Origin of the sequence: Paracoccus sp. (in: a-proteobacteria), assembly GCF_046289755.1 — a bacterium.
In the GTDB taxonomy this organism is placed as follows: Bacteria; Pseudomonadota; Alphaproteobacteria; order Rhodobacterales; family Rhodobacteraceae; genus Paracoccus.
On record NZ_JBKBVD010000091.1, the window covers coordinates 1 to 6,579 of the forward strand.

Sequence of the window (6,579 nt, forward strand, 5' to 3'; positions counted from 1 at the left end):
GCCGGGCTGCTGGCGCTGTGGGCGCAGACCGTGCTGTCGGCCTGGCGCTGGCGGCTGGTGGGGCGCGCTTTGGGTCAGCACCTGACGGCGCGCCGCGCGCTGTCCGAGTATTTTCTGGCGCAACTGGTCAATCAGACACTGCCCGGCGGCGTGCTGGGCGATGTCGCGCGGGCGTGGCGATCCGTCGATGGGGCGGGCCGGGCGCGCGCCGCTGCGGCGGTCCTGACCGAGCGGTTGCTGGGGCAGGCGGCAATGCTGGCGATGCTGGCCGTGGGGCTGATCTGGGCCGCCCTCAGCCCCGGCGCGATCCGCGTGCCGCCTGCGGTGCTGATTCCCGCAGGCGTGGTGCTGGCCGCGCTGGCGGCACTGCTGATCGGGCTGCGGCTGTCGCCAAGGGTCGTGCAGGCCGGGTCGGCGCTGCTGACCGCGCGCGTCCTGTTGCCGCAGCTTGGCCTCAGCCTGCTGGCGGCGGCGGCCAATCTGGCGGCCTTCGATTTCGCCGCCCGCGCCACCGGCACCGCGCTGCCGCCCGCCGCCGTGCTGGTGCTGGTGCCCCTGATCCTGCTGACAATGCTGGTGCCGGTGACCATCAGCGGCTGGGGCCTGCGCGAGGGTGCGGCGGCGGCGCTGTTCCCGCTGGCCGGGGCTGCGGCGGGGGCGGGGCTGGCTGCCAGCACCGGGTTCGGGCTGATCTTCCTGACCTCCAGCCTTGCGGGCGCTGCGTTTTTCGCCCTTCATGGCCTGATGACCGCGCGAGGGGGCAAGGCCCGCCCCCGGCCCCAGAACCCGGAGACACCGCAATGACCCGATTTTCCCTGTCACGCCGTCACCTTCTGGGCGCGGGTGCCGCCGGGCTGACGCTTGGCGCGCTTGGGGTTGGTCGCGCACAGGCGCAGACGGCGGCGCAGACGGCGGTGGGGTTGCAGCTGTCCTGGCTGCATTCGGTCCAGTTCGCGGGCAGCTATATCGCGCAACAGAACGGCTGGTGGTCGGATGAGGGCCTGGCGGTGTCGCTGATGCAGGGTGGGCCGAACGCGCCGGTCGAGCCTCCGGTTGTGGCGGGGCAGGCGCTGGTGGGCATTTCGGCGGCGGATTACACGGCGGCGGCGGTGGCGCAGGGCGCGCCCTTTCGCATTATCGCGGTGGCGATGCAGAAGAACCCGTTCGTCATCGCCTCGCTGTCTGACGCGCCGATCCGCCAGCCCTCTGATCTGCCCGGCAAACGCATCGGCATGGCGACGGCCAATACGCCGGTGCTGCAGGCGCTGTGCACGCTGAACGGTATCGACATCAGCGGGATCGAGATGATCCCGACGCAATATTCCGCCCAGCCCCTGATCGCGGGCGAAGTTGACGGGCTGCTGTGCTGGGAAACCGATCTGCCGGTGGCGATGGCGATGCAGGGGATCGGGGCCGAGACGATGCTGATGGCCGATCACGGCTATGCGCTGCATTCGCAGACCTATATCGCCACCGAGGACAGCCTCGCCAACCGCCGGGCCGAGCTGCTGGCCCTGATGCGCGGCGAGATCCGGGGGTGGGAGGCTTACCGCGCCGACACCGCCGCCGCCGCCCGGCTGACGGTCGATATGTTCCCCGATGCAGGGCTGGACCTGCCCACGCAAGAGATGCAGGCCGACCGTCAGGTGCCGTTGATGTTCTCGGATCTGACCGACGCCCATGGCTTTGGCTGGTGGACCGATGCGACGGTGGCCGACAATATCCGCACCCTGTCGTTGCTGGGCCGCGAGGTGACGCCGGACCTGTGGGATCGCTCGATCCTAGACGAGATTCATGGCGGCTGACGGGCAGGGGCCGGTCCGGGTCGTCTGCACGGGTCTGGCCAAGCGGTTCGACGACGGCACCGAGGCGCTGGCGCCCTGCGACGTGACCTTTGCCGCCGGGCAGGTGACGGCGCTGATCGGGCCATCCGGCTGCGGCAAATCCACCCTGCTGCGCCTGATCGCGGGGCTGGAGCGCCCGAGCGCGGGTGAGGTCCGCATCGGCGCGCTGACGCCCGCGCAGACCTGCCAGCGGGGCGAGGTGGCGCTGGCGTTTCAGGACCCTTCGCTGCTGCCATGGCTCAGCCTGCGCGCGAATGTGGCGCTGGCGCGCAAGCTGGCGCGGCTGCGCGCCGATCCGGCACAGGTGGAGCGGTTGATTGATCTGGTGGGCCTGTCGGGGTTCTCGGACATGCGGCCCGCGCAACTGTCGGGTGGCATGCGCCAGCGCGCCGCGATTGCGCGGGCGCTGGTCACGCAGCCGCGCCTGCTGCTGCTGGACGAGCCCTTCGGCGCCGTCGATGCGCTGACCCGCCGCCAACTGGCCCGCGACCTGCCGCCCTTGTGGCAGGGCCGGGGCACGACCACGCTGCTGGTGACGCATTCCGTCGATGAGGCCGTGGCGCTGGCCGACCGGGTGCTGGTCCTGTCGCCCCGCCCGGCGCGGATCGTGGCCGACATCGCCGTGCCGCTGCCGCATCCGCGCGAGGCAGCCCTGTCCGAGACCGACGCGTTCCGTGCGCTGACGCGGCAGGCCCTTGCCGCGCTGGAGGATGGCGCCGCATGAGGGGGCTTGCGGGCGCGCTGGTGCTGCTGGCGCTGTGGCAGGGGCTAGCCGCGCTGACCACGGGCGCGTTCCTGCTGGCGGGGCCGGCTCAGGTCGCGCAATGGCTGGCCGCGCATCCGGGGTTGGTCTGGCGCGCCACGTCCGAGACGCTGACCAATGCCGTATGGGGCTTTCTGGCGGGGAACCTCGCGGCGCTGGCCTTGGCGGCGCTGGCCTCGGTCTGGCCGCGAAGCCGCGACATGGTGGCGGGGCTGGCGCTGGTCGTCTTTTGCCTGCCGCTGGTGGCCACCGCGCCGATCCTGCGGGTGCTGCTGGGACCGGGGGCGGGGCCGCAGATCACGCTGGCCGCGCTGGCGGTCTATTACACGACGCTGGTGCCGCTGCTGGCGGGGCTGCGCGCCACGCCCGAGGGCTGGCTGGATCTGCTGCGCGTCTATGGCCGGGGGCGGCTGGCCGCGCTGATCCATATCCGGGCGCGCGCCGCGCTGCCCTATCTGATGGCGGGGCTTCAGATCGCAGCCCCCGCCGCGATCCTGGGCGCCATGGTGGGCGAGTTCACGGGGGCTGAGCGGGGGCTTGGCGTGCTGACGATCCGCTTTGGCCGGGCGCTGGATGTGGCCGGGCTGTGGTCGGTGGCGCTGATCGCAGCCGCGCTGTCGATGGCCGCCTATGCCGCGATCGGCGCGCTGGCCCGCCGTCTGGCGCTGGACGAGCCGCCGGTGATCCTGACGCCGCCGCGCCTGATCGCGGGCGGGCTGCGGCACCGCGCGGGGGTGCTTGCCGGGCTGGTCGCGCTGACCCTGCTGCTGTGGTGGGGCGCGATGGAGGCGCTGGAGCTGAACCGCTTTTTCGCCAAGCGCCCCGGCGATCTGTGGGCGGCGCTGACCCAGGCCCCCGCCGCAGACGCCCGGCGCGCGACGCTGTGGCAGGCCGCGCTTGAGACGGCACGCTATCTGGCGCCGGGCTATCTCGCCGGGCTGGCGCTTGGGGCGGGGCTGGCCGTGGCCTTGTCGCTGGCCCCCGCGGCGGGGGCGGTGGTGACGCCGCTGGTCGTGGCCCTGCGCGCCATTCCGATCATCACCACCGCGCCGCTGATCGTGCTGGCCGCCGGGCGCGGCGCTGTGGGCACCATCACCATCGTCGCGGTGATGGTGTTCTTTCCCACGCTGGTCGCCTGCCAGCACGGTCTGTCGCAGGCGCCGGGCCGCATCCTCGATCTGCTGCGCAGCCATGCCGCCGGGCCGTGGCTGCGTCTGATCCATGTCGGCCTGCCCGCCATGCTGCCCTCGCTTTTCGCCGCCGCAAGGATGAGCCTGCCCGCCGCCGTTCTGGCCGTCACCGTGGCCGAATGGCTGGCGACGGGCCGGGGCCTTGGCCATCTGATGGCGCTGTCGGCCTCGCTGTCGGATTACACGATGCTGTGGCTGTGCGTGGTGGTGGTGACGCTGGCCTCGGGCGCGGGCTATGCCGTCATCGCCGCGCTGGAGCGGCGGGTGCTGGCCATCTATGCCCCCGAACAGATGCAGCCATGATCGCCGCCACCTTCGCCATTCCCGGCGACATCACCACGCTGACCGGCGGCTATATCTATGAACGCCGTCTGCTGGAGGGGCTGGCCGTGCTTGGCCATGACATGCAGCATCTGGTGCTGCCCGCCAGCTTTCCCGACCCCTCTGATGCCGAGATGGCCGAGAGTGTTGCCGCGCTGGTGGCGCTGCCTGCGGATCGCCCGCTGATCCTTGACGGGCTGGTCTTTGGGTCCATCGACACGGGCGGTCTGGCGCAGGTCCGCGCACCCATTGTGGCGATGGTCCATCACCCGCTGGCACTGGAAAGCGGGCTGGATGCGGCGCGGCGCGAACATCTGTTCCGCACGGAATACGACAATCTGCGTCTGGTGCGGCATGTTCTGGTGCCCAGCCCCCATACCGCCCGCATCCTGACCGACCGCTACGATGTGGCGCCCGAGGCGATCACGGTGGCCCGCCCCGGCGTCATCCCCGCCCGGCTGGCGCCCGCGCCGACGCAGCCGCCGCTGATCCTGTCGGTGGGCATCCTGCATCCGCGCAAGGGCCATGACGTGCTGATCGGGGCGCTGGCCGGTTTGTCCGATCTGGACTGGCGCGCGGTGATCGTGGGCAATCCGTGGGACCGCGCCCATGCCGCCGCGCTGCGCGCGCTGCTGGCCGACAGCCCGGTGGCGGGGCGGATCACGCTGGCCGGGCTGGTGACGCAGGACCGGCTGGAAAGCCTCTATGCCGAGGCCACGGTCTTTGCCTTGGCCACCCGCTATGAGGGGCATGGCATCGTCTTTGACGAGGCGCTGTTGCGCGGGCTGCCGGTGGTGTCCTGCGCGACCGGGGCGGTGCCCGATACGGTGCCGGGTCCGGCGGGTCTGCTGGTGCCACCCGAGGATGCAGATGCCTTTGCGCAGGCCCTGCGCCGGATGCTGACCGACGTGCCCCTGCGCCATGCCTGCGCGCGTGCCGCCGCACAGGCGGGTGCGGCGCTGCCGGGATGGGATCACACGGCGCAGACGGCATCGCGCGTGCTGGCAGCGCTAGGCTGAAGGGTCCGAGATCAGCCGCAATTCGCGCATCAGATCGGGGTCGAGGATGTTGATCTCATCGGGCGGCGTGCGCAGGGCATAGCTCATCAGGCGCAGGTCGATGCCCATTTCCGACAGGTAATCCAGCACCCCCGCCTGCGAGCGTTGCAGATCGCGCACGGCCATGAAGGCGGGCAGGATCGTGTTCTGGCCGAAATAATGCTGATGCACGCCGACGACACCGCCATCGGCCACGCGACGCTCGGTCCCGCCCGCCAGCATATAGGGGCAGGCGGACAGGCAGACGCCGCCCGCCTCCACCTCGGTTGTGCGCCCGGTGCTGCGCAGGGTCCGGCCAATCGCCACCGCATCCGAGACCGAGCCGCCCGAACTGTCCAGCCGCACGCGCGTCTCGGTCGGGCGGGTCTGGTCCAGCCAGACCAGAAAGCGGTCGGCATCGCCCGGCGCGATCTGCCCGGTCACGGTGATCGCACCATCGGTCTGGGTGAATTCCAGCTGTTCGGGCATGGGCCGCATCGCCGGGCCGCCCGGCGCGCCGGGGCGCAGATCGGGGCGATAGGGCCGCACGCTTGGGCCTTGGGCGGGCGGCGCGAACATGTCCGGCGCAGCAGGGCCGGGTGCCCGCCACAGATCGAGGCCCACAATGGCAAAGCCCAGCAGCACCTGCGACAGCAGCACCGCCCGGATTGCGCGCTGCGGCGAGGAGAGGAAGCGCATGCCCTAGACCTCGGGCCGCGCGGGCGGTGGTTGTGGCAGGTCAGTTCCCTGCACGGGCGGCGCCACCGGCACAGGCGCGCGCAGCAGATCGGCTGCCGCCAGTGCGGCGCGCAATTCACCCACGGTCATGCGGTCATCGGTGCGGCCCTCGCCGCGCCCGCCCCGGATCGCCGCCTGCACCACCATGATGATGAAGACCAGCACCGCCGGCAGCAGGTCGATGGAAATCGCCCCCGCCCAGGCCGGCACGAAATTGCCCGCATAGACGATGACCGCATCCGCCGCCGACATCGGCGTGTAAAGCGCCTCGTCCGGCTGCGGCAGCGCCATCACCTCGGAGGCGGCGGCAGAGAGGGTCGAGGCCCGCTGCGCCACCAGCGTCAGCACCGAATTGATGGTGCTGGACTGGCCCGCCTGGATCTGCGCGGTGCGCCCGTCCAGTTCCGGCAGCACGACCGCATCCGACAGATCCAGCGCCGCGCGCAGCACCAAGGGCGCCGGGTTCAGCTGCCGCAACTGCGTGATCAGCCCGGCCAGCGCGACCGCATCCTCGGAAAAGCGGACGGTGCGGTCCTCCAGCCCCCCCGCCTCGACCGAGATCGAGCGCATCCGCGACAGGATCACATTGCCCTGCGCGAACTGATCCTCGATCGGGGCGGCGATGCCGTCCAGCTGGGTCTCCAGCGCCTGCAGCTCGGTGCCCTTCTGGGTCAGCACGCGAAAGA

At 71.6% G+C, this 6,579-nt stretch carries 6 protein-coding genes and 1 pseudogene; 5 read left to right on the forward strand and 2 right to left on the reverse strand.

Going from position 1 to position 6,579, the window contains the following annotated elements; translation table 11 throughout:
* The 5 genes from ACK41U_RS18765 to ACK41U_RS18785 all read left to right on the forward strand — a co-directional run.
* On the forward strand, positions 1 to 804 hold an 804-nt coding region (locus tag ACK41U_RS18765; RefSeq protein WP_409683629.1), incomplete at its 5' end, for a lysylphosphatidylglycerol synthase transmembrane domain-containing protein.
* Positions 801 to 1,805, forward strand: coding sequence for an ABC transporter substrate-binding protein (locus tag ACK41U_RS18770; protein ID WP_409683632.1), 1,005 nt, complete (start codon positions 801 to 803; stop codon positions 1,803 to 1,805). The genes ACK41U_RS18765 and ACK41U_RS18770, both read left to right, overlap by 4 nt.
* Positions 1,795 to 2,568, forward strand: coding sequence for an ABC transporter ATP-binding protein (locus ACK41U_RS18775; RefSeq protein WP_409683635.1), 774 nt, complete (start codon positions 1,795 to 1,797; stop codon positions 2,566 to 2,568). Before ACK41U_RS18770 ends, ACK41U_RS18775 begins: the two co-directional genes overlap by 11 nt.
* A complete protein-coding gene (locus tag ACK41U_RS18780; RefSeq protein WP_409683639.1) occupies positions 2,565 to 4,100 on the forward strand; it encodes an ABC transporter permease in 1,536 nt (511 codons plus the stop codon). Before ACK41U_RS18775 ends, ACK41U_RS18780 begins: the two co-directional genes overlap by 4 nt.
* Positions 4,097 to 5,137: a glycosyltransferase family 4 protein gene (locus tag ACK41U_RS18785; RefSeq protein ID WP_409683641.1), complete on the forward strand. Its 1,041-nt coding sequence runs from the start codon at positions 4,097 to 4,099 to the stop codon at positions 5,135 to 5,137. The genes ACK41U_RS18780 and ACK41U_RS18785 overlap by 4 nt, the downstream gene beginning before the upstream one ends.
* On the opposite strand, the gene ACK41U_RS18790 is transcribed toward ACK41U_RS18785, so the two are convergent.
* On the reverse strand, positions 5,129 to 5,854 hold the full coding sequence (locus ACK41U_RS18790; protein ID WP_409683644.1) for a hypothetical protein: 726 nt from the start codon (positions 5,852 to 5,854) through the stop codon (positions 5,129 to 5,131). The genes ACK41U_RS18785 and ACK41U_RS18790 overlap by 9 nt on opposite strands.
* A 3-nt stretch (positions 5,855 to 5,857) precedes the next feature.
* Positions 5,858 to 6,579 (reverse strand): annotated as a pseudogene (locus ACK41U_RS18795) (hypothetical protein); the annotation flags it as partial.

Bases quoted from the DNA above. Each gene is read 5' to 3' on its own strand.
- ACK41U_RS18775 (WP_409683635.1), top strand. From the start codon at position 1,795: ATGGCGGCTGACGGGCAGGGGCCGGTCCGGGTCGTCTGCACGGGTCTG.
- ACK41U_RS18770 (WP_409683632.1), top strand. From the start codon at position 801: ATGACCCGATTTTCCCTGTCACGCCGTCACCTTCTGGGCGCGGGTGCC.
- ACK41U_RS18785 (WP_409683641.1), top strand. From the start codon at position 4,097: ATGATCGCCGCCACCTTCGCCATTCCCGGCGACATCACCACGCTGACC.
- ACK41U_RS18780 (WP_409683639.1), top strand. From the start codon at position 2,565: ATGAGGGGGCTTGCGGGCGCGCTGGTGCTGCTGGCGCTGTGGCAGGGG.
- ACK41U_RS18790 (WP_409683644.1), bottom strand. From the start codon at position 5,854: ATGCGCTTCCTCTCCTCGCCGCAGCGCGCAATCCGGGCGGTGCTGCTG.